Source organism: Microvirgula aerodenitrificans DSM 15089 (assembly GCF_000620105.1).
Classification (GTDB): Bacteria; Pseudomonadota; Gammaproteobacteria; order Burkholderiales; family Aquaspirillaceae; genus Microvirgula; species Microvirgula aerodenitrificans.
This window is the reverse complement of record NZ_JHVK01000027.1, coordinates 17,599-40,167: the sequence shown is the minus strand read 5'-3', so window position 1 is coordinate 40,167 and position 22,569 is coordinate 17,599. Positions and strand designations below refer to the sequence as shown.

At 60.3% G+C, this 22,569-nt stretch carries 23 protein-coding genes and 2 tRNA genes; 5 read left to right on the top strand and 20 right to left on the bottom strand.

The genetic code is table 11. The features are described 5' to 3' along the window. Positions 1–264 (bottom strand): DUF1153 domain-containing protein (locus Q352_RS0116105; protein ID WP_036386714.1); only part of this gene is annotated, 264 nt, incomplete at its 3' end. Between the two features lie 104 nt (positions 265–368). On the opposite strand from Q352_RS0116105, the gene Q352_RS23545 reads away from it, so the two are divergent. After that, positions 369–3,773 carry an RHS repeat domain-containing protein gene (locus Q352_RS23545; RefSeq protein WP_156952577.1) on the top strand — a complete coding sequence of 1,135 codons (3,405 nt, stop codon included), beginning with the start codon at positions 369–371 and terminating at the stop codon, positions 3,771–3,773. Here the strand turns inward: Q352_RS23545 and Q352_RS21590 are convergent. After that, positions 3,756–4,337, bottom strand: a complete 582-nt coding sequence (locus Q352_RS21590) for an RBBP9/YdeN family alpha/beta hydrolase (protein WP_036386711.1) — start codon at positions 4,335–4,337, stop codon at positions 3,756–3,758. The two genes, Q352_RS23545 and Q352_RS21590, sit on opposite strands and share 18 nt — an antisense overlap. A gap of 225 nt (positions 4,338–4,562) precedes the next feature. Between Q352_RS21590 and fumC the strand changes: the two genes are divergently transcribed. Further along, complete coding sequence (gene fumC / locus Q352_RS0116090) at positions 4,563–5,945, top strand: class II fumarate hydratase (protein WP_028500215.1); 1,383 nt, start codon at positions 4,563–4,565, stop codon at positions 5,943–5,945. Positions 5,946–6,003: 58 nt separating this feature from the next. On the opposite strand, the gene Q352_RS0116085 is transcribed toward fumC, so the two are convergent. Together Q352_RS0116085 and Q352_RS0116080 are read right to left on the bottom strand one after the other, a co-directional pair. Continuing rightward, positions 6,004–6,080 (bottom strand) — tRNA-Pro (locus Q352_RS0116085). A 52-nt stretch (positions 6,081–6,132) separates the two neighbouring features. After that, positions 6,133–6,209 (bottom strand) — tRNA-Pro (locus Q352_RS0116080). A 251-nt stretch (positions 6,210–6,460) separates the two neighbouring features. Between Q352_RS0116080 and Q352_RS0116075 the strand changes: the two genes are divergently transcribed. After that, the gene (locus tag Q352_RS0116075) at positions 6,461–7,459 is read left to right on the top strand and encodes a recombination-associated protein RdgC (RefSeq protein ID WP_028500214.1); all 999 of its coding nucleotides are present in this window, start codon (positions 6,461–6,463) and stop codon (positions 7,457–7,459) included. Positions 7,460–7,530: 71 nt separating this feature from the next. Here the strand turns inward: Q352_RS0116075 and Q352_RS0116070 are convergent, their stop codons facing one another. The 6 genes from Q352_RS0116070 to Q352_RS0116045 form a co-directional block, all read right to left on the bottom strand. After that, positions 7,531–8,265: a proteasome-type protease gene (locus Q352_RS0116070; RefSeq protein WP_028500213.1), complete on the bottom strand. Its 735-nt coding sequence runs from the start codon at positions 8,263–8,265 to the stop codon at positions 7,531–7,533. Between the two features lie 71 nt (positions 8,266–8,336). Then, entirely contained in the window at positions 8,337–9,137 is an 801-nt protein-coding gene (locus Q352_RS0116065) for a transglutaminase family protein (protein WP_028500212.1), read from the bottom strand. 49 nt (positions 9,138–9,186) lie between these two features. Further along, entirely contained in the window at positions 9,187–10,128 is a 942-nt protein-coding gene (locus Q352_RS0116060; protein WP_028500211.1) for an alpha-E domain-containing protein, read from the bottom strand. A gap of 19 nt (positions 10,129–10,147) precedes the next feature. Continuing rightward, a complete protein-coding gene (locus tag Q352_RS0116055) occupies positions 10,148–11,587 on the bottom strand; it encodes a circularly permuted type 2 ATP-grasp protein (protein WP_028500210.1) in 1,440 nt (479 codons plus the stop codon). Positions 11,588–11,871: 284 nt separating this feature from the next. Beyond that, positions 11,872–11,997: a hypothetical protein gene (locus Q352_RS24355; protein ID WP_268807642.1), complete on the bottom strand. Its 126-nt coding sequence runs from the start codon at positions 11,995–11,997 to the stop codon at positions 11,872–11,874. Further along, positions 11,985–12,560, bottom strand: a complete 576-nt coding sequence (locus Q352_RS0116045) for an ArnT family glycosyltransferase (protein WP_028500209.1) — start codon at positions 12,558–12,560, stop codon at positions 11,985–11,987. Before Q352_RS0116045 ends, Q352_RS24355 begins: the two co-directional genes overlap by 13 nt. Before the next feature lie 292 nt (positions 12,561–12,852). Here Q352_RS0116045 and Q352_RS21585 point away from each other — a divergent pair, with 292 nt between their 5' ends. Further along, a complete protein-coding gene (locus Q352_RS21585) occupies positions 12,853–15,456 on the top strand; it encodes an EAL domain-containing protein (RefSeq protein WP_051529025.1) in 2,604 nt (867 codons plus the stop codon). A 58-nt stretch (positions 15,457–15,514) separates the two neighbouring features. On the opposite strand, the gene Q352_RS0116035 is transcribed toward Q352_RS21585, so the two are convergent. From Q352_RS0116035 to cydP, 6 genes are read right to left on the bottom strand one after another with little or no spacing between them, the layout of a single operon-like run. Continuing rightward, positions 15,515–15,799 (bottom strand): cyd operon YbgE family protein, encoded by a 285-nt coding sequence (locus tag Q352_RS0116035; protein WP_036386709.1) that lies wholly within the window; start codon positions 15,797–15,799, stop codon positions 15,515–15,517. Next, positions 15,792–15,923, bottom strand: a complete 132-nt coding sequence (gene cydX, locus Q352_RS22940) for a cytochrome bd-I oxidase subunit CydX (protein WP_036386708.1) — start codon at positions 15,921–15,923, stop codon at positions 15,792–15,794. The genes Q352_RS0116035 and cydX overlap by 8 nt, the downstream gene beginning before the upstream one ends. A gap of 14 nt (positions 15,924–15,937) precedes the next feature. Continuing rightward, entirely contained in the window at positions 15,938–16,303 is a 366-nt protein-coding gene (locus Q352_RS0116025) for a NifB/NifX family molybdenum-iron cluster-binding protein (protein WP_028500207.1), read from the bottom strand. 9 nt (positions 16,304–16,312) lie between these two features. Beyond that, positions 16,313–17,452, bottom strand: a complete 1,140-nt coding sequence (gene cydB, locus Q352_RS0116020) for a cytochrome d ubiquinol oxidase subunit II (protein ID WP_028500206.1) — start codon at positions 17,450–17,452, stop codon at positions 16,313–16,315. An 11-nt stretch (positions 17,453–17,463) separates the two neighbouring features. Continuing rightward, entirely contained in the window at positions 17,464–19,020 is a 1,557-nt protein-coding gene (locus Q352_RS0116015; protein WP_028500205.1) for a cytochrome ubiquinol oxidase subunit I, read from the bottom strand. Further along, entirely contained in the window at positions 19,010–19,204 is a 195-nt protein-coding gene (cydP, locus tag Q352_RS21575; protein ID WP_146745151.1) for a cytochrome oxidase putative small subunit CydP, read from the bottom strand. The genes Q352_RS0116015 and cydP overlap by 11 nt, the downstream gene beginning before the upstream one ends. A gap of 180 nt (positions 19,205–19,384) precedes the next feature. Between cydP and Q352_RS0116005 the strand changes: the two genes are divergently transcribed. After that, entirely contained in the window at positions 19,385–20,632 is a 1,248-nt protein-coding gene (locus Q352_RS0116005) for a sigma-54 interaction domain-containing protein (protein WP_028500204.1), read from the top strand. 3 nt (positions 20,633–20,635) lie between these two features. On the opposite strand, the gene Q352_RS0116000 is transcribed toward Q352_RS0116005, so the two are convergent. From Q352_RS0116000 to Q352_RS23530, 4 genes are all read right to left on the bottom strand, one after another. Further along, positions 20,636–20,830, bottom strand: coding sequence for a hypothetical protein (locus Q352_RS0116000; RefSeq protein WP_028500203.1), 195 nt, complete (start codon positions 20,828–20,830; stop codon positions 20,636–20,638). 166 nt (positions 20,831–20,996) lie between these two features. Then, the gene (locus tag Q352_RS22935) at positions 20,997–21,560 is read right to left on the bottom strand and encodes an immunity 42 family protein (RefSeq protein ID WP_084300275.1); all 564 of its coding nucleotides are present in this window, start codon (positions 21,558–21,560) and stop codon (positions 20,997–20,999) included. Between the two features lie 143 nt (positions 21,561–21,703). Beyond that, a complete protein-coding gene (locus Q352_RS23535; RefSeq protein WP_156952576.1) occupies positions 21,704–22,084 on the bottom strand; it encodes a hypothetical protein in 381 nt (126 codons plus the stop codon). A 64-nt stretch (positions 22,085–22,148) separates the two neighbouring features. Then, positions 22,149–22,514, bottom strand: a complete 366-nt coding sequence (locus Q352_RS23530; protein WP_156952575.1) for a hypothetical protein — start codon at positions 22,512–22,514, stop codon at positions 22,149–22,151. Positions 22,515–22,569 lie beyond the last annotated feature (55 nt).

The window sequence follows — 22,569 nt, the reverse complement described above, 5'->3', positions numbered from 1 at the left end:
CTCCAGCATGGCTTCGCCGTAAGCCTCTTGCAAATCCTTGATCTGCCGTTCGTACTGTTCCTTGATGTCCAGCGGGTTGGCCCGCAGGGCATTCTCCATGCCCCGCTTGCCATCATCGACCCATTGCTCGACCTCCGAGGGAGACAGATCATAGGCACGGCTGGCCTCGGCCACCGTGGTCTTGCCCTGGATGATATCCAGCACCAGCGCGCTCTTGCGCCTGGCCGTCCATCGTTTGATATCTTCTTCCATCTTCACGCTCATCGTCTGTTTCCTTGATTATGGCGTGAGCAGGTTTTTACTGGGTCATTACAATAGAGTACACGACCCTGCCCGCTCCCTCCGGGCTGCAAGCGGCCATATCGGCTGTGTCAGCCGTATTTATCACCCGAACTGCCTTTTCCGTCGCCCCCAAGAAAACTGTCGATATCCGGTACGAATATCCTCGCAGGAATTATCTGGGCTATCCCGATATTACAACCTGGGTAGACAACACGGACAATCTGGAAAATTTACCCGGGTCCTATTCATACAGAGTCATTGAAACGGTGGGAAACAAGGACACCCCGTCAAAGACGGTGACACACACCTACAACAAATTCTATCTGCTCTCAAAAATACTACCGCAAGAAAAATCCAGCGATCGCATCTGCTTTACCAGTTTTTCCTATCAATTAAAATATTCTGCAGGGATTGATGGCCAGTCTCCAAGTTTCATGCTTCCGGTGCGAACTGACATCAAGTCGGTCACTGGAACAGGCAGCAACAAGGTGTACACGAATTTTTATACGACTTTAGAATATGATGATTATTCAAATTTGATAAATTTCAGAAACATGGATGGAATGAGAGAGTGGTATGTTTATTATCCGGCGGCAGGAGAGACGGCAGAGGATGGCACCGTACTCTGCCCCCCCGAGCAAAATGGATTCATTCGCTTTCTTAAATCAAAAACACGTTCATCCAAAACAGCGCCCGATGAGCTCCCCCAAAAAACATGGCAATACACCTATGCAAAATCCACGAACACCGACCTGATCCAGAGCAACAACGAACAATTCTTCTTTAAAGACAAAAATTCACCATCCAGCATAAGCCCATTAAAAAAAACAGCCTACACTTATGATGATCCAGGCCGCATGACAAAAGCAGTCAGTGAAACTGGCGGTATCGCAACACAGGGAGAAGCAGCCGCACCAGCCTATTTTGCAACAACGGTCACTTTCACCTATGCCGACAATTCGGCGGACAATACCGTTACCATAAAAAAAGAAACAACAGGCCATGATAATTCAGAAATAAAAAAAACAGAATCCATCACCCAGCGCTATATCACAGCAGATGTCATTTCTTCCACCGACAACAACAACAATATTACCGATTTTGAATATGATCAACTGGGAAGAATTACAAGAAGCACATACGCCAAAGGCTATCCCGGCTCCATGACGACAGATGTCGTATTCGATGCACTTTCCAATAGCACCACCACGACAAGGTCATCCCTTCCTTACGCTGAAATAGAGATATTCGATGGCTCAGGCAATCTGATCAGTACCTCCTGGCTCGCCCCCTCCAGCCGTTCTTCCTCTCCGGAGGCACCCGGCATCAGCTATGAAATCATTCGCAATGAGTTCAATGACCTCAACCAGCTTTCGACAGAAACCCGTTTCGATTACCCAAATCCAGCAAGCACGGTGACGCCTGTCGCCCCATTGGTAACACTCATTACTTATTACAAATGGAATATTTATAATGAGCTTCTGTCAAAATACGATACAACCCTGTCAAAGGATGTCTATGAATACGACACAGTCCAGGGCAATGCAAACCAGAAAACCGTTACTACCATCTCGACACCTGGCGACAAAAAAACAATAGCATACTGGAATGACACCCATCAGGTTTCAAAGGAGGAAACTTACCCATCGAGCAAAGCGAGCACGCCCGACGTTACAGAGACGTTCTCTTATGATGATTTCATGAGACTGCGTTTGCATACGCGAACGGAAAGAGAAGAAAAATATTTTCTGTACGATGCATTCGACAGAAAAATTTCCGAGACCGGCACATCGAGCGGCACAACCCTTTATGCCTATGCACCGCATAGCAGCGACACACTGATATCCAGAATATCCGTTGACTCTGTTGTTATCGGAGAATCAACATACGATGGGCTGGACAGGGTTACCACTTCGACAACATTGTCGGCAAAATCCGATTACGACTATTCAAAAACCAATATTTTTACATGCCCAAACCGCATTTCCATATCCGGCGGGCGTGCATGGGATTATGAATACAACTCGGCACTTGGTCAGGTCACAAAGCAAAAAATCCTGGATGAGTCTCGCATCACAATATCGGTTTTCTCATTCAGCTACGATGAAAAAACCGGTTTGCTGGTAGAGGATAAAGTCGTTCAAAATGAAGGAACGTTCACCAGAACACTGGCCTACAACCAGTTTAATCAACTGGTAAAGGAAACTGGAAGCTGGGGCTTTAGCGCACTGGGAAGATACTCGACAGAAATTCTTCCTACCGTTTGTGGGAAGCCAGAGCAGGTCCAGGTCTCTTTCAATAAAAACGCATCCATCATCAGAGCAGTATACAAATACGACGGCAACGGCAACGAAAAATTCGTTATCTTTTACCTTACGCATAGAGAATTGAACAATTCCATTATCTGGCTTTCCCATATCCATCGTTCAGCAGCGACGGGGAATATCACCGGCATCGACAATTATGCAAAGCATCTGTCCAGAAACAGTGTTTACAATGGCATCAGGAAAAATTTTCACTACGGAAATTATAATCTGGTTGTTTGCAACAATTACATTTTTTACAATCACAACATTCTGCAAACCGTCATGCAATACAACAGGCATTTGCAGCTCAGCGATGTCTCCTACACATTCAGCGCCACAAATACCCACAAGTGGTCCGAAACGTATGAGTACAACAGCCGTGGCTCCCTCTGGAAATGGAGGAGAGCAGGCAATGTCGTTTACCGTAACGAGTATGATCAAATACAAAATTATCAGCGTTTCGAGTACGATAGCCTGAACAATATTTATCGAATCAGAGGAGAATCAGGCAGAGAAGAAACGGAGTCCCTGTATACCTACAACACCGCCTTTCGGCTTGAAAAAATATTGACGACACAGTCTGGCTCCCTGACTCGCACCCAGGTTGACCTGGCCTACGACACGGAAGGCAACATCATCAGCAATACCTGCACCCGATTCAACACCACCACACAGAAGAAGTTTCTTTATGGCGCGGCAAACAATATTACGAAATTAACCACTACAGAGCAGGGAAAAACACAAACGCATTCTTATTTTTATAATGCGGCAGGGAAAAAAATATGGACCTCCATACAGGGTGCCGACACGCGGAAAAACATTGCCACCATCCACGCTGGTCATTGCCTGCAAATTGAGCAAGAAGAATTGGTTCTGCCTGCATCGCAACAGTCATTCCGCATTAACCATCAAGTCAATGGCGAAATTGCCTGCACCACCGAAGCGCATGCAAACGGGCTTGTCGAAGTCAGGCCCTGTTTCAATGGTCCCTATCGAACGCCCATTGTGGAAGGGCATATCAAGGCGATTCTCCACGATCAGGTGTACAACTACAGAGTCGATACAGAATACAGCTGTTATGATTTCCGTATCCGTGGGCAGAATCCATACGGGATGACTTTCGATCTCGGATCCAGCTTCTATCACCCGAACGTTCTCCTGACACAACTACCGGATTTTTCCTGACCGGGCAGGGCCGGCGCCGCCCACCGTCCTCGCCAGCAGTTCGAGCAGCACCCGCCCCTGTGCCCAGTCACCCAGACCCGATGCCGCGTTGATATGCCCGGCCTTGCCAATTCGCACCAGGTCGGTGCGCCAGGCGCCAGCCAGCGCTTCCGCCCGGTCCAGCGGGCAATACGGGTCATCGTCGCTGGCTACCAGTATGGCGGGAAACGGCAATGCTGCCGCCGGGATCGGGGCAAATCCGGCCAGCGCCGCCGGTACGCCGCTGCGCTCGACATCGGCCGGCGCCACCAGCAGCGCACCGGCAATCGGCCGGCCTCCCCGGCGCACATGATGAGCAACGGTCACGCAACCCAGGCTGTGGGCGACCACCAGCGCCGGCTTGCGGCATGCGGCCAGGGCCGCATCCAGCCCGTCGAGCCAGCGCGGCAGCTCCGGCGTATCCCAGTTGCCATGGGCCACCCGCACGGCGTCAGGCCATGCCAGTTGCCAGCGGCTTTGCCAGTGTTCGGCCGAGGAATCCTGCCAGCCAGGTTGAATCACGATGTCGAAGTCGGCGATGCTCATAGCGCTTCCGTTGCAGTCTGTCGGCCCGGCTTCCCGGTCACATGGGGGGACTGTAATGGAGTCGGCATATAAGCAAAAGAAACCAATTACGATTTCCAAATTCTGTTTGTGCCCGATATGCATCGCGCCATGCGCCGCCCACCCGTATCGGCTGTGCCATACTGGCAGCGCCTTTCTTCATCGTCCGGCCCCTCCCCCACACAGTCAGTCAAAGGAGTCCTCCCCATGAGTGCTACCCGTTCCGAACACGACAGTTTCGGCCCCATCGACGTGCCGGCCGACCGCCTGTGGGGGGCACAGACCCAGCGTTCGCTGGAACACTTCGCCATTTCCACCGAACGGATGCCCGAGGGGCTGATCCGGGCGCTGGCACGGATCAAGCGCGCGGCGGCCGGGGTCAATACCACGCTGGGCCAGCTTGATTCGCACAAGGCAAAAGCCATCATGGATGCCGCCGACGATGTGATCCATGGCCGCCATCCGGGCGAGTTTCCGCTGTCGGTCTGGCAGACCGGCTCGGGCACGCAGAGCAACATGAACATGAACGAGGTGCTGGCCAACCTGGCCTCGGAAAAACTCGGCGGCACGCGCGGCGAGGCACGGCTGATCCATCCGAACGATGACGTCAACCACGGCCAGTCGTCGAATGACGTGTTCCCGACCGCCATGCACGTTGCCGCCGCCGAAGGCCTGCACGACCAGTTGCTGCCGGCGGTGCGTGCACTGCGCGACACACTGGCGGAAAAAGCGCGCACCTTCGCCCACATCATCAAGATCGGTCGCACGCATCTGCAGGATGCGACACCGCTGACGCTGGGCCAGGAGTTCTCCGGCTATGTCGCCCAGCTCGATCTGGCCATCGGCTATGTCGAAGCCGCGCTGCCGACGCTGTACCAGCTCGCCATCGGGGGCACGGCGGTCGGGACCGGCCTGAATGCGCACCCGGATTTTGCCGGACACATGGCAGCGGAACTGGCGCGCGACACCGGGCTGCCATTCGAGAGTGCGCCGAACAAGTTCGCCGCGCTGGCCGGGCACGAACCGCTGGTCCATGCCCATGGTGCACTGAAGACGCTGGCCGCCGCGCTGTTCAAGATCGCCAACGACATTCGCTGGCTGGCGAGCGGTCCGCGCTCGGGGCTCGGCGAGCTGTCCCTGCCGGAAAACGAACCGGGCAGTTCGATCATGCCGGGCAAGGTCAATCCGACCCAGGCCGAAGCGCTGACCATGGCCTGCGTGCGCGTACTCGGCAACGACACGACGGTGAACCTCGCCGGCGCCAGCGGCAACTTCGAGCTGAATGTGTACAAGCCGGTCATCATTGATGCGTTCATGCAGAGCGTGCGACTGCTGGCCGATGCCTCGCGTTCGTTCGATCACCACTGCGCGCGCGGCATCGTCGCCCGCGAAGAACGCATTGCCGAACTGATGTCGCGCTCACTGATGCTGGTCACCGCACTGGCGCCGCATATCGGCTACGACCGTGCCGCCGCCATCGCCAAGCATGCCCACCATCACGGGCTGACGCTGCGCGACGCGGCGATCGCCCTTGGCGCAACCAGCGCCGACGATTTCGATGCCTGGGTCCGGCCGGAAAACATGGTCTGACGGAAAAACAAAAAGCCGCACAGGCAGACTGTGCGGCGTTTTCATTGACTGCAAATTCTGGTCGGGGTGAGAGGATTCGAACCTCCGGCCTCTACGTCCCGAACGTAGCGCTCTACCAGGCTAAGCTACACCCCGAATGGTACCGGCTCGACCAGACGAAACGGGTTTTCGTCATGGTTGGAAAGACTGGTCGGGGTGAGAGGATTCGAACCTCCGGCCTCTACGTCCCGAACGTAGCGCTCTACCAGGCTAAGCTACACCCCGATCTTTCCCCGACGTTCGCGGCAAATAGCACCGCCAGTGGCGTCGAGAGGTCGCAATATTAAGCAGCCGGACCGGCAATGGCAAGCAGTTTTTAGCGCCGGCATGCGGGGTTCCGGCGCAAATCATCCAAAAACAGCGGCTTAAGTGCCGGATCAGTTGCGGCGGCATGCGGCAGCCTGCAATCGGCCGTGCCCGGCCGGCGTCCAGCGCTTACAATCGCCGCCTTGCCATCAACTCAGGAGCGCTACGCGATGTGGTTCCGCCAGCTTGCCCTCTTCCGCCTCGACCCCAGACAGCTGCCCGATTTCGACAAGCTCGAAACCGCCCTGGCCCGGCATCCGTTCGCCACGTGCGGCGGGCTGGACTGGTACAGCGACGGTTTCGTCCCCGCCGCACCGCACAAGCCGGACCAGATGCTGGCCCGCGCCGGCGGTGCCGCGCTGGTGACGCTGAAGCGCGAGGACAAGGTGCTGCCGGCCGCCGTGGTGCGTGACTTCGTCGAACGCCGCGTGGCCGAGATCGAAGAAAAGGAACTGCGCCAGGTCGGTCGCAAGGAAAAGAAGGAACTGCGCGAGACGGTCGAGGACGATCTGCTGCCGCGTGCGTTCACCAAGAGCGGTCGCAGCCGCTGCTATATCGATCCGCAATCCGGCTGGCTGGTCGCCGATGCCGGCGGGACCAAGGCCGAGAATCTGGTCAGCGCCATCCGCGAACAACTGCCGCCGTTCCCGGCCCTCCTGCCGCGCACGGCGCTGTCGCCGGCCACGGCCATGACCATGTGGCTGGCCGAAGGCGCACCGGACGGTTTCGAGCTCGACAGCGACTGCGAACTGAAATCGCCCGGCGATGATGGCGCCACCATCCGCTGCGCGCGCCAGGACCTGACCGCGCAGGAAGTCCGCCAGCACGTCGATACCGGCAAGCAGGTCACCCGCCTCGGGCTGATCTGGCAGGAACGCATCCGCTTCGTGCTGACCGACAAGCTGGAACTGAAACGGGTCCAGTTCCTCGACGTGATCGAGGACGAGGCCAGCCAGGCCGGCGACGACGCCGAAGCGCTGTTCGACGCCACCCTGCTGCTGATGGTCGGCGAGCTGCGCGGCCTGATCGGCGAGCTGATCGAGGCGCTCGGCGGAGAACTGCCGGTCGATGGCGAATCGTCACCGGCGCCAGCACCGGCACGGCCGGCGCCGGCCGTCACGCCGGCAGCGGCCCCGGTCGGGGACGCGTCGGTACCGCCGTGGGAATGACGGTACAACAATGAAAAAACCGCCGCGAGCAGCCCTCGCGGCGGTTTTTTCATCCGGGCCAGGTGGCCGGCTCAGTCGAACCAGTCCGCATCCGGCAGGCCGCCAAACACCTGGCGCAGGCCTTCTCCCCAGCCCCGGCTCAACTGGTGGAAATACGGGTCGTCTTCGCCGATGCGATGGGGAACCGCCGGCGCGAACGAGTCGGTGCGGTAGATCAGCATGTCGATCGGCAGCCCGACCGACAGGTTGCTGCGCACGGTCGAATCGAACGAGATCAGCGTACATTTGGCGGCTTCTGCCAGCGGCGTACGGTAGTGCAGCACCCGGTCGATGATCGGCTTGCCGTACTTGGCCTCGCCAATCTGGAAATAGGGCGTGTCCTCGCTGGCCTCGATGAAATTGCCCTGCGGGTAGACCTGAAACAGGCGCGTGACCTCACTCCGGATCTGCCCGCCGATCAGGAAACTGCCACCATAGTCGACGCCCTGGTCCAGCGTGGCATGCCCGGTACTGTCGCGCGCCATAACCTCCCGGATGGTGCTGCCCAGCAGGCTGGCCGCGTCATACATCGATGCCACGTTCATCAGGTTCGGCCCGTCATGGCCCAGCCGCTGGCGCAGCAGGCTGATCACACTCTGGGTAGTCGCCAGATTGCCCGAGTTCAGCAGCACCAGCAGGCGCTCGCCGGGCGCCTCGAACACGGTCATCTTGCGGAAGGTGGAAATGTGGTCGATACCCGCATTGGTCCGCGAATCCGAGGCGAACAGCAGGCCGGCTTCCAGCCGCATGGCTACGCAATAAGTCATGGCGATCGTGTACAGGAAAATCGTTTGGAGGGCATCACTGTAGCCTGTCGGCTCCGGTCTGCCACGCGCTTTTACTGATCTGCTGCCGACGACACCACCCGGGCCGCGATATGCATGATTTCATCGCCGCCGCCGACCCGCATGCCGCGCACCGGGCAGGCATCGAGATAGTCGAGCCCGACCGCCAGCTTCACATGCCGGCCGGCAGCCAGGCACAGATTGCTGGCGTCGTAGCCCAGCCAGCCGCCGTCCATCCACAGCTCGGCCCAGGCATGGCTGGCGACATGCTCGATATCGGTGGCCAGATAGCCGCTGACGTAACGCGCCGGCACGCCGAGCCGGCGCGCGCAGGCAATCATCGCGTGGCTGTGGTCCTGGCACACGCCCAGCCGGCCGGCGAACGCTTCTGCCGCCGAAGTGGCCGCATGGGTCACGCCCGGCGTATACGGCATGTGCTCCGCCAGCGCCACCATCAGGTGCTCGAAGCCCCGGCGGCGATCGGCCATCACCGCACCGGCAAATCCGGCGGCGAAACCGGACAGCGCGGCATCGGCAAGGCTCAGCGGCGTATCGCGCAGGAACACCTCGGGCGGCAACCGGTTGTCGGTTTCGACATCCGCCTCGCGATCGTCGGTCTCCACCGTGCCGACCGCGCGCAGGTGGATGTCGACATGCGGCACGTCGAGCGTCAGCACATGCAGCGTATTGCCGTAGGCATCGGTCCCCGCTTTCGCCCGCGCCGGCAGCTCCAGCCGCCAGTCGAGTACGCGCACGCGCGCCGAGGAGCGCGGCGTCAGCCGCAGATACTGGATGCTGCGCCGGACCGGGTGGTCGTAGCGGTAAATCGTGTCGTGTTCGATGGCCAGCTTCATGACGGGCTCCCGGCAGAAAAGGAATCGGAGCGGCGTGCGCGGCCGCGCATCAGCCGGCTTCCAGATAGGCGGTCTGGATCGCTTCGCCGAGTTCGGCCGAACGCGCCAGGAAACCGGTCAGCCATTCGTGCAGTCCCTCGGCCAGGATCTCGTCAACCGCCCCGTACTCGAGGCTGATCGCCAGTTGCCCGGCCAGTTGCTTGGCAATGCGGCCGGCATCTTCCCCGCCCTGCCCGCCCCTGACCTCGGCCAGGTTGGACCAGATTTCGGCATAGCAGGCGCGCAGCGAACGCGGCACGTCCGGACGCAGGATCAGCAGTTCGGTCACCCGCCGTGCATCCAGGCTGTCGCGATAGGCAGCGTGATAGGCCTCGAACGCCGACAGCGAACGCAGCAGCGCACTCCAGGCGTAGAAGTCCGGTGCGCTGTCCTCGGCGGCTTCGGCCACCAGATGCGACTTCACGTCCAGCAGCCGCGCAGTATTGTCGGCTCGCTCGATAAAGATGCCGAGACGGATAAAGCAGAAGGCGTCATTGCGCTGCAGGGTGCCGTGCGTCGCGCCGCGGAACAGGTGCGAGCGCTCCTTCACCCAGTCGAAAAACGACGACACGTTCGGCACGCCGCGCGCGGGCAGCGTACGGCCTTCGAGCCAGGTGGCATTGATCGCCTCCCACATTTCCGCCGTGATCTGGCCACGCACCGCATGGGCGTTTTCGCGCGCGGCCTTGATGCAGCTGAGCACCGAGGACGGGTTGTCCAGATCCAGCGCCATGAAGTCGAACAGCCGTTCGACGTCCAGTTGAACCTGCTTGGCCTCGAAGGCCTGCAGCGAGCCGGTCACCACCAGCGGCGCATTCAGTTCGATGCCGCTGCCGCGCGATTGCGGCAGCAGCGACAGCGAGTGGGTGACATCAAGCATGCGCACCAGATTTTCGGCGCGCTCCAGGTATCGGCTCATCCAGTAGAGCTGGGCAGCAGTGCGCGAGAGCATGGGATCGGTTCCGTAGTCTTTAGAGGGAGGGGCCGGATTCCAGCACCCAGGTGTCCTTGGTGCCGCCGCCCTGTGACGAGTTCACCACCAGCGAACCGGCCTTCAGCGCGACCCGGGTCAGCCCGCCGGCCACCATCGAAATCTCGCGGCCGGTCAGCACGAACGGTCGCAGGTCGATATGGCGTGGCGCGATGCCGCTGTCGACAAAGGTCGGGCAACTCGACAGGCACAGCGTCGGCTGGGCAATGTAATTGGCCGGTGCGGCTTCTATCCGGCGGCGGAAATCGTCGATTTCCTGCCGGCTGGCCGCCGGGCCGACCAGCATGCCGTAGCCGCCGGCACCATGGACTTCCTTCACGACCAGCTCGGGCAGGTGGGCCAGCACGTGTGACAGGTCTTCCGCACGCCGGCACTGCCAGGTCGGCACGTTGTACAGAATCGGCTCCTCGCCAAGGTAGAAGCGGATCATGTCCGGCACGAACGGATAGATCGACTTGTCGTCGGCCACCCCGGTGCCGATCGCATTGGCCAGGATCACCGTGCCCTGACGATAGGCGGACAGCAGTCCCGGCACGCCAAGCATCGAGTCACTGCGGAAGGCCAGCGGGTCGAGAAAGGCGTCGTCGATGCGACGGTAGATCACGTCGACCCGCTGCGGCCCCGCCGTGGTGCGCATGAACACGCCGTCGTCGTTGACGAACAGGTCCTGGCCCTCGACCAGCTCAACCCCCATCTGCTGGGCCAGGAACGCATGCTCGAAGTAGGCCGAGTTGTACGGCCCCGGCGTCAGCACCACCACCGTCGGCGCCTCGACCTGGCTTGCATGGCGCAGCGTGTTCAGCAGCAGGGTCGGATAGTGCTCGACCGGGGCGACCGGATAGCGGGCGAACAGCTCCGGGAACAGCCGCATCATCATCTTGCGGTTTTCCAGCATGTAGCTGACGCCGGACGGCACGCGCAGATTGTCTTCCAGCACGTAGTAGCCACCGTCGGCGTGACGGATCAGGTCCACCCCGGCGATATGGGTATAGATGTCGTGCGGCAGGTCCAGCCCCTGCATCGCCGGCTGGTACTGGGCATTGGCAAACACCTGCTCGGCCGGAATCAGCCCGGCGCGAACGATGTCATGGTCGTGATAGATGTCGTACAGAAAGCGGTTCAGCGCACTGACCCGCTGGCGCAGGCCGGCTTCCAGCATCCGCCACTCGTCGGCCGGCACGATACGCGGCACGGTGTCGAACGGGATCAGCCGCTCGGCGCCGGCTTCGTCGCCGTAAACGGCAAAGGTGATCCCGGCCTTGTGGAACAACAGATCGGCTTCGGCATGCTTGTCCGCCAGCCACTGCGGCGTATGCGCATGCAGCCAGTCGGCAAACGGCTGGTAGTGCGGGCGCACGGCGCCCGAGGCAAGCAGCATTTCGTCGTAATGCGCCGGTGCCGGCAAGGTAAGCGCGTGCATGGCTGCTCCCGTGTCTGATTCGCCGCAGGGGTGCGGCGTACGCTCCACGCAGACGCAAATGCCGTGCCAGCACGGCGGTTACGCACGGGAAGACGCTGTCAGATCATCATAGATGGCAGCCGGGCCTGACCTGCGCGCGGCGCCTGCAGTCAGTGCGCGGCGCGCTCGAACAGGGTCAGGTGTTCCGACGTGTCACCCTCCTGACTGCCTCGCCAGAACAGCGCCCAGCCCGATGGTAGCGGCATCGGCGCGCCCCGGGTTTCGGCCAGCAGCTAGCGGCAGTACTACCAGTCTGGCAGCAATCGGTTCAGATAGCGCCGTGTCCGGCAAGCGGGCAGCAGCACCGGCAGCAGCACGCTGCTCAGGGCAAAGATCGCCGGAATGAACAGCCCCTTGCTCATCGCGGCCATGCCGACCCCCAGCCCCAGCCAGACCGCATCACGCCGGCGCACAGCGCAACATCGGTAAACAGGTCGTGCACGTGCTTGATCATGCCGACCGAGCCGAGATACAGCGCCAGCGTCATCAGCACCCACCGGTCAGTCAGTCGTGCCGCAGCAAACGAGGCCCGGGCAAACAGCGTGGCAAAGACCGCCGCCAGCCCGGTGTAAAAGGCGCTGGCCAGCCGTGCGGCGTCATGCAGTGGCAGGACGGGTCGAAGCCAGTGGGCAAACAGCGTTGCCGTCCAGTAATACAGCGGCGGTTTTTCCAGAAACGGCTGGCCGGCATTGGTCGGCACCAGCAATTGCCCGCTTTCGACCATATGCTGAATGATGCCGAAGCTGTAGGCCTCGTCCTGTTTCCAGGGGGTATGGCCAAGCGTGCCGGGCAGCAGACAGACCAGCAGGGCGCACAGCAGCCCGATGGCCAGCGGCCAGGACAGCCTGAGCCAGCCGCCCGTCCGCCATGTGTCGCGGACGGGGGAAGGGAGGGCGGCAATGGGGGAGCGGAAAACAGTCGGGCTCGAGCTCATGGCTGGGCAGGTCGCAAACAACAGTATTCGTGTCATTTTGCCCGACAGCAATTAGTGCTCAATGAGCGCTTTCATGCTGGCCGGCCCGGTTTTTTCCGCCAGGCGGAATTCGGCTGAAATAACAAATATCGCTAAATACCCAGATAGCAAATGTCGATATGATGTGCATGGGCAGAGACGCACCGGCCCGGACAGCAGGCCCGATCGCGAAGGAACGCCCTCCCCTTCGACACGGGGCCTGTCGCGCAGGCCGAAATAACGAACAGACAAGCTCGGTCCCGGAGACGCAAACGTGTTCACCCCCTTAGTCAAACTGGCAGGCAAGCTCAGGCGCGGCGCCCTGGCCTCGGCCGAACTGCAGGCGCTGGCGCAGGCCATCGATGCCGTGGTCAGCATTGACAGCCGAAACCGGATCACCTTCTTCAACGCGGCGGCTGAAAAGCTTTGGGGTTACCGTCGCGACGAGGTGCTGGGCCGGAACGTCAGTCTGCTGGTACCGTCCGACATCCGCCCGGTCCACGATTCGCTGATCAACCGCAACCGGGATACCGGTGTCGACCGCATTGTCGGCACCCGGCGCGAAATCCGCATCGAACGCAAGGACGGCTCCACGTTCTGGGGCAGCATGTCGCTGTCCAAGGTCCGGCTCGGCAAGAAAATCACCTATACCGCTTTCATCCGCGACGTCAGTGCCGACGTGCAACTGCGTGAAGAACGCCACCTGCTGTCCCTGGTTGCCCATGAAACCGACAACGCGGTCATCATCTGCGACGGGAACATGCAGATCCAGTTCGTGAACCGCGGTTTCACCACGCTGTTCGGCTACCAGCTGGAAGAAGTGCGCGGCAAGCGGCCGGCCCATGTGCTCGCCGGCCCGGAAACCGACCGGGAAACGCTGGAACGGGTCAGTCAGGCTGCCCTGCGCCCGGAGAGCATCTACGAAGAGCTGCTGCTGTACGGCAAGCAGGGCGATGCCACCTGGGTCTCGACCGTGGTCAATCCGACCATCGGCAAGGATGGCCGCCTGCAGCATTCGATCTCGGTACTGACCAATATTTCGGAAACCAAGCAACTGCAGCTGCTGCAGGACAGCATCCTGGAAGCCGTGGCCTGCGGGCTGCCGGTCAGCGAAGTGGCCGAGCGCATCTGCCTGCAGGTCGAGCGCATTGCACCGGACGTGATCGCCTCGGTGGTACGCATCGACAAGGAAGGCTGTATCCGCCCGCTGGCCGCACCCAGCCTGCCGGACAGCTATATACAACTGCTCGACGGTCTGCCGATCGGCCCGAATGTCGGCTCCTGCGGCACGGCCGCCTTTCGTGGCACCCCGGTCATCGTGTCGCAGATCGACACCGATCCGCTGTGGGCCGATTACAAGCACCTGGCCCTGCCGCTGGGGCTGCAGGCATGCTGGTCGATTCCGATCAAGGCGCGCGACGGACGGGTGGTCGGCACCTTCGCCCTGTACTACCGCAAGCAGGCGCGGCCTTCGCAGTTCCAGCATCGCATCATCGATGCCTGCGTCTACCTGTACGCGCTGGCGCTGGAGCGCGAGGAAGCCAATGCACGCATCCTGACCCTGGCGCTGTACGACGAACTGACCGGCCTGCCGAACCGCTGGTTCCTGCGCGAGAAACTGGATCAGGCCATTGCCCGGACCCGTGAACGCGGCTCGCAGATGGCGTTCCTGTTTCTCGATCTGGACCGCTTCAAGCACATCAACGACTCGCTGGGCCACCCGATCGGCGATCGCCTGCTGCAGGTCGTCGCCCAGCGGCTGAAACAGCACGCGCAACAGGACTGGATCCTCGGCCGCTTCGGCGGTGACGAGTTCGTGCTGGTCCTGCCCGACTGCGGCGCCGAACGGGCCGGCAGCGAGGTTGAGCGCCTGCTGGCCTGCATGGTCGAACCGGTCCGTATCGACGACCATACCATCACGACGTCGGTCAGCATCGGCATCAGCCTGTTTCCGCATGATGGCGACGATATCGACACCCTGTTCAAGCATGCCGACATGGCCATGTACCAGGCCAAATCGGCCGGACGCGGCACCTTCCGCTTCTTCAGTCATGACCTGAACCGCCGTGCCCAGGACCGGCTGACTCTGGAAACCGCACTGCGCGTGGCCATCAGCACCCGCCAGCTGACCCTGCACTACCAGCCCCAGGTCCGGCTCGGCGATGGCTCGCTGTACGGGGTGGAAGCGCTGGCGCGCTGGCAGCATCCGGCCCACGGGACCATTTCGCCGGCGCAATTCGTGCCGCTGGCAGAGGAATGCGGGCTCGGCGACGCACTGGGCGAATGGGCGCTGGACGAGGCCTGCAGCCAGTTGTCGCACTGGCGTCGCCTGCGTCTGCCCGTGCCGTCGGTCTCGGTCAATCTGTCGCCACGGCACTTCCGCAGCATCAAGCTGGTCGAGCTGGTCAGCGACACCCTGCGCCGCCACGGACTGTCGGCCTGCGACCTGCGGCTGGAACTGACCGAAGGGGCCATGCTGGATACCCGCTCGGAAACCCGGGCCACCCTGGCCGCCATTCGCGCGCTGGGCATCCAGCTGGCCATGGATGACTTCGGGACCGGCTATTCCAGTCTCAGCCAGCTCGGCCAGTTGGCCATCGACGAGCTGAAGATCGACCGGGGCTTTATTCACCAGCTGGAAGAAAGCGCGCGCGCCCGCACGCTGGCATCCGGCGTGATCCGCATCGGCACCGGTCTGAACCTGACCCTGGTCGCCGAAGGGGTGGAAACCGAGTACCAGCGCCGCTTTCTCGAAGAACACGGCTGCCAGATCGTGCAGGGCTACCTGCTGGCCCGCCCACTGCCGCCGGAACAGCTGGAAGCGTGGATCAGCGAACGGGAAGCCCTGACAGCGGCCCGTCAGCCATCGGCGGCGTAGCGGGCAAAAAAAGCCCGGCCAGATGGAATCATGGCCGGGCCAACCTCGGAGCAGTCCGCTACAGCAGACGCCATACTGCCAACAGCAGCGCCGTGATCGACGCCGTCGTGCCCAGCAGCCAGCGCGGCAGTCTCGCCTGGGGGACGAAACCGACGCCGCGCACAAACCCCGCGCTCATCGACCAGAACACCAGCAGCGCGGCCACATGGTCGGCGCGGCCGTCGTGATCGGCCAGCAGGGCGGGACAAGCCACCGTCACCAGCATGATCGACACGGCCAGCAGCAACAGCGGCAGTTGCATGCCGGGTTCCGGCGCCGACGGCGCATCGGCATGTTCAGTCATCGTCACTTGCCGAAGCCGGGGCCAGCGACGCCTGGCGTGCGTCCTCGTACTCCCCCCACATCGCATTGAGAATGGCGAGCAGCACGGCAAAACCGATGCCAAGTGTCCAGGCGAAATACCACATGACGAATTTCTCCTTCAGAAGTGGCAGTGGCTACCGCCACCGCCGATGGATTCGGGATGGCCTGCCGCCCGGCCCTGCGGGTCGGCAAGCCACTCGGCCAGCGCACTGGCAGGCAGCGACTGCGCACTGATCACGGTCCGGATGCCGTGGCGGGCCAGGCCCTGCACCAGTCCGGCCCCCACTCCGGCCGTGATCAGCACCTCGATGCCCGCGAGCGGATGCGATGACCAGTCTCCGCCCTGCATGCTCTCGCGCAGGGTCTGGCTGATATCCAGCTCCACCGACCGGAAGCGCTCTCCGTCAGTGAGCAGAAAGTGACGGCAGCGGCCGGCATGGGCGCTGAGCGTCCGGCGGTTCTGGCAGGTCAGGGCAATGTGCATTCCGCCTCCTCAGTAGGCACTGTGATCGTGCTCGCGCACATAGGCGGCAGTGACCTTGCCGCGCATCACGCTGTAGGCCCAGCGCGTATAGACGATGATGGTCGGCATGAAGATCAGCGTCGCCACCAGCATCACGCCGAGCGTCCGCTGGCTGGACACGCTGTCCCACACCGTCAGGCTGGATGCCAGGTCCAGGCTGGACGGCATCACGAACGGGAACATCGATACGCCGGCGGTGCCGATCACACCGGCCAGGCCGACCGCCGACGCCCAGAAGGCGGCGAAGGTCAGGCCGCGCCGCGCCAGCAGCAGCGCCAGGCCAAAGCCGGCATAGGCCAGCAGCGGCACCAGCAGGGTCGACGGGTACAGCCGGTAGTTGGCCAGCCATGCCCCCGGCGCACGCACTACGGTTTTGGTCAGCGGGTCCGGCTGGGCGGCGGCATTGACCGCCGAGGTAATCACATAGCCGTCGATGCCATAAGCCAGCCAGACGCCGGCCAGCGTGAAGGCGGCCAGTGTCAGCAGGCCGGTCACGGTGGCCCAGGTGCGCGCGCGGCGCTGGATGTCGCCCTCGGTGCGGTGCATCAGGTAGACCGCGCCATGGAAGGTCACCATCGCGCTCGACACCACCCCGCACAACAGCGCGAACGGATTGAGCAGGCCCCAGAACGACCCCTCGTAGTACGACACCAGATTGGCGTCGAAGCGGAACGGCACCCCCTGCAGCAGGTTGCCGAATGCCACACCGAAGATCAGCGGCGGCACAAAACCGCCAATGAACAGACCCCAGTCCCAGGTCGAGCGCCAGCGCGGATCGCGGATCTTGCTGCGGTAGTCGAAACCGACCGGCCGGAAGAACAGCGCCCACAGCACCACCAGCATTGCCCAGTAGAAACCGGAGAACGCCGTGGCGTAGACCAGCGGCCAGGCGGCGAAGATCGCCCCGCCGGCGGTGATGAACCACACCTGGTTGCCGTCCCAGTGCGGGCCAACGGTATTGATGACCACGCGCCGTTCGACGTCGTCGCGGCCGACGAAGGGCAGCAGGGTACCCACGCCCATGTCATGGCCGTCCATGACGGCAAAGCCGATCAGCAGCACGCCAACCAGCAGCCACCAGATGAGTTTCAGTGTCGGGTAATCGATCATGTCCGTTCTCCTCAGTGCGCGGTGGCTTCATTGGCGTAGCGGCCGGTGCCCAGGCTGCCCGGCCCCTGGCGCGCAAAGCGCTGCATCAGGAACACCTCGATCACCAGCAGCACGGTGTAGAAGCCGATAAAGCCGGCCAGCGAGCCGTACAGCGAACCGACCGACAGCGTCGACACCGACAGCCGGGTCGGCAGCACGCCGTAGATGGTCCACGGCTGCCGCCCGTACTCGGCCACCAGCCAGCCGACTTCGCAGGCGAACCACGGCATCGGCAGGCTCCACAGCGCCGCCTTCAGCAACCAGCGACGCTCGGCAAAGCAGCCCTTGACCGAGTACCACAGCGCGGCGGAGAACAGCGCCAGCATCCAGAAGCCCAGCGCCACCATCAGGCGGAAACTCCAGAACAGCGGCGCCACGCCCGGAATGGTGTCGCGCGCAGCGGCATCACGCATGGCCGGCGTCGCGGCACCGACATCATCGATGTATTTTTTCAGCAGCAGACCGAAGCCGAGATCGGCCTTGTGGGCGTCGAATGCCGCCAGCGCCGCCGCATTGCCACGGTCGGCGCGCAGGGTTTCCAGCGCCTTGACGGCCACGACGCCGGAGTCGATGCGCTGCCGGTTCCGGGCGACGATCTCGTGGATGCCCGGGATCTCCCGGTCGACCGAGCGGGTGCCGATCAGCCCCATCACCCAGGGAATCTCGATCGCCCAGTCATTCTTCATCTCGGCCTGGTTCGGCCAGGCGATCAGGTTGAACGATGCCGGCGCCGGCTCGGTGTGCCACATGGCTTCCATCGCCGCCAGCTTGGTCTGCTGCGCCTCGCCGACGGTATAGCCGGACTCGTCACCCAGCACGATCACCGAGCACACCGAGGCGAAGCCGAACGCGGCGGCAATGCGAAAGCTCTTCCTGGCGAATTCGACGTCGCGCTTGCGCAGCAGGTACCAGCTCGATATCGACAGCACGAACATGGCGCCGGTCACATAGCCGGCCGACACGGTATGGACGAACTTGGCCTGGGCATCCGGGTTGAATACCACGGCCCAGAAATCGGTCATTTCCATGCGCATGGTTTCATAACTGAACTCGGCGCCGACCGGGTTCTGCATCCAGCCGTTGGCGATCAGAATCCACAGCGCGGACAGATTGGTCCCCACCGCCATCAGAATGGTCACCAGCAGGTGCTGCTTGCGCGACAGCCGGTCCCAGCCAAAGAAGAACAGACCGATAAAGGTCGATTCGAGGAAGAAGGCCATCAGGCCCTCGATTGCCAGCGGTGCGCCGAAAATGTCACCGACGTAGTGCGAGTAGTAGGCCCAGTTGGTCCCGAACTGGAATTCCAGCGTGATGCCGGTCGTAACGCCCAGTGCAAAGTTGATGCCGAACAGCTTGCCCCAGAAGCGCGTCATGTCGCGATAGACCACCTGGCCGGTCATCACATGGACGGACTCCATGATGACCAGCATCCAGACCATGCCCAGCGTCAGTGGCACGAACAGAAAATGGTACATCGCCGTCGCGGCAAACTGCAGCCGGGACAGGTCGACCACACTATCAATTGGCATGTATTTCTCCTTGTTGTCTGTGCCCGGAAGGAGAAACCGGCGCGAATTGCCGCGCCGTGGTCGCGGCATCCACCTCGACGCGCTGACCATCAACGAACAGGTACCACAGCAGCACGATCGCCATGACCTTCAGCACGAGCACGATCACGATGTCGCGCAGCAGGCGCGGGGGTGGCGCAGTCATCCGGATCTCCTTCTTGTCGAATGACATCCATATCAATAACCGTGCCAGCCGCCCGGATTACATAAACCGTTTGCAAATCATCAACTTGCAAATTTTTGTGCTGCGCAGCCCGCCACCGTGTCATGACACAATGGCGGCAATGGCAGAAAATGGCAGTGATTCACTGACAGAAAGCAGCCCATGCCCGACCCGACCGCACTGCTGGCCTTTATCGATGCCCTGCCCGATCCGCATATCGTGTGCGACGCCGGCTATCGCATCGTGCATGCCAACCGCGCCTATCTCGACCGCTTCGGTGATGGTCGCGATGTCAGGGGGCGTTTCTGTTACGAGGTGTCCCACCACTATCCACGGCCCTGCAACCGCTGCGGCGAAAGCTGTCCGCTCTCCGACAGCCTGGCCAGCGGCAAGCGCGAACGCGTGGTCCACCTGCACCACACGCCGCGCGGCGAGGAATACGTCGACATCGCCCTGACCCCGATCCCGGGCGACGATGGCGGCTACCGCTACTTTGTCGAACGCATGTCGCCGCTGGCGGCCGGACGCGATATCCAGGGCGACGGCCTGATCGGCCGCTCGCCCGCCTTCCGGCACATGCTGGAACGCCTGGCCCGGGTCGCACCGAGCGATGAAACCGTGCTGCTGCAGGGCGCTTCCGGCACCGGCAAGGAACTGGTCGCCAAAGCGCTGCACGCAGCCAGCCGGCGGGCAGAGAAACCGTTTGTCACCGTCGACTGTACCGGCCTGCCGGAAAACCTGATCGACAGCGAGCTGTTCGGCCACGAGAAAGGCGCGTTTACCGGCGCAGTGCTGCGTCAGACCGGGCTGGTGGAAGCCGCGAATGGCGGCACGCTGTTCCTCGACGAAATCGGCGACATGCCGCTGGCCATGCAGTCCAAACTGCTGCGGCTGCTGGAAACCGGCACCTACCGCCGGCTCGGCTCGACCGAGTGGCGGCGCGCCGATGTCCGCATCGTGTCCGCCACCCACCACCTGCTGGCCCGCCGGGTCGAGGAAGGCCGCTTCCGCGCCGACCTGTACTACCGGCTGTCCACGTTCCCGCTGTACCTGCCACCCCTGTCCGAACGGCGTGAAGACATCCCGCTGCTGGCGGAAGCCCTGCTCGCCCGCAGCCACCCGGACTGCCGCTTCAGCCCGGCGGCACTGGCGCGACTGACCAGCCATGCCTTCCCCGGCAATATCCGCGAACTGCGCAATATCGCCACCCGCTGCTGTCTGCTGAGCGGCAACGGGCTGATCGACGAGGCCCTGATCGAGGAAGCGCTGTCATCCGCACCCGGCCCCCGCCGCGACAGCGACACCCCGCCCCCGCCCGCCGCCGGGCTGAAGCGCAGCGAACAGGCGCGCGCACTGGGCATCAGCGAACGCACGCTGTACCGGCGGCTGAAGCAGGCAGCGCAGCCGTAATGCTCAGCGGGCGTCCGGCGGACCGGCACGACGCCATAGCCAGCCGCCCAGCAAGACCAGCAGCATGCCGGCAAGATGCCCGACGGCTGTGGCAACGCCGACGAACAGCACCAGCAGCCCGGCATAGGGCGGCCCCCAGACGGTCAACATGGCGAACAGCGCAGCGACGACCGGGTACGGCGCCAGCAGCAGCCACAACCGCCGGCGTCCGTGGCTGAGGGTGAAGGTCAGCAGGCTGGCGATGAGGCCGGTGGTGAGGCAGAGGGTTTCGGGGATGGTTGCTTTCCGTTATTTCTGCGCAATAATTTTATTCAGTTTTGCAAGAAGCACAATAACAATACTAGATTAATTTCAATATATAAAATCAGGTATTATTTTTTATTTTGCAATAATAGTCTATTACATTATCAACAACATCTCCAGCGACCAGCACATCAATAAATACCTCTTTAATTTCTGGGACAGGGATTTTTACCCATTCAAAACAATCATTTTTTTCATTATAATCCTGCCTGCAGACTTTAGCCCCTAAAATACGTAGCTGCCCCCCATTTCTGACAGCAAAGACAAAGCAACAATCATCGTCCATATTGTATGTTGTCGCATTATAGGTATAGTCTGTTTCAAAATCGTCGCTAATTTCGATTTCTTCGGAGACCATTTCTGGCAACATCCTGCCCAGCATATAAAAATAAGCATCCTGTTTGGGCATGCAAAAGAGACTCGCATTTTCTGGAGCAGTCTTGAGCGCATTATCTTTCTCCAGGCAAAGCACATCGCCACCTAATGTTGCATTTCTTAGCCCTGGAGGAAACATTTCTCCATCGATGTAAAAATGGAATACACCGTTAATATACCCTCCCTTTTCACACCACAATGGCACAGGGTCAATCAAAATAGCGAAAGTGTATGGGTTACCTATCAGCATATTAACGCCAATGCTTTCAAAAAATTAAATTTTAACTTCATACAAACACCCATATAAATTTTCATATTTTATATTTTGCAAAACAGATATTGAATTTCAATGCACCCATTTAACGCCCTCGTAGCCGACATCCCAAGCTATTTTTAACTGTACTCAGGCGGCCATTCATATTCAGCATCGTCATCCGACCTGCATATAAATCGCAACGGCAGCTTAATATCAGTAACATGCTTCAGTTCATTTAGGCGAAACTCCATGTTGCACTGATTTTTATAAACTACATTTAGCAGAATACTCGTGCATTTCATATTCTGTTTCTCATTTACTTCAATTTGACTGGCAATTTCAAAAATACGTTCAAATTCGCCTGAAACAACAATACTGGCAAGAGGATAGTCCACACGAACAGCAACTTCACCAAAAGGATAGAATGCAACCCGCTCATCTGGATGCAAGTATTGATTTAATGCTTCAGGAGATAATTGTTCGCCACTTATCACGCATATGCAATTCATTATGTACATTTTTGCCTCCTGATGCCATAACTGGCGCGTAAAAACCAAGCGTCAAATTCTTTGCTGTCAAACATTACTCATCACACTCATAACACGTCACGCACAATGTAATATCCAACCGCGAAAATCTTGCCGCAAGATCTGGGCTCAGATCAAACACACACTCTTTATTGTATGCAACATTTAAACACACATTGATATATTCAATACCTATTTTTTCCAGATCGCCAATAGTTTCAATGAACTCCGCTACACTTTCTGGAGAAGCATTAAAAGATATACTCCCATAAGGATAAGGTTTTCCCTTATAACGTCCTCTAGTGGCAATTTCTCCGGCAAAGTGTATGGAAAAATCATCTGTCGGCGGCATATGCTTCACAATCGAATGAGGATGAAACGCTTCTCCACTAATACTGCATGAGCAATTAATTTTCAGCATATCTACCTCATGAAATGCTTTAATGGGAAATCCGTAGCAATAGTTCTTTTTGTCT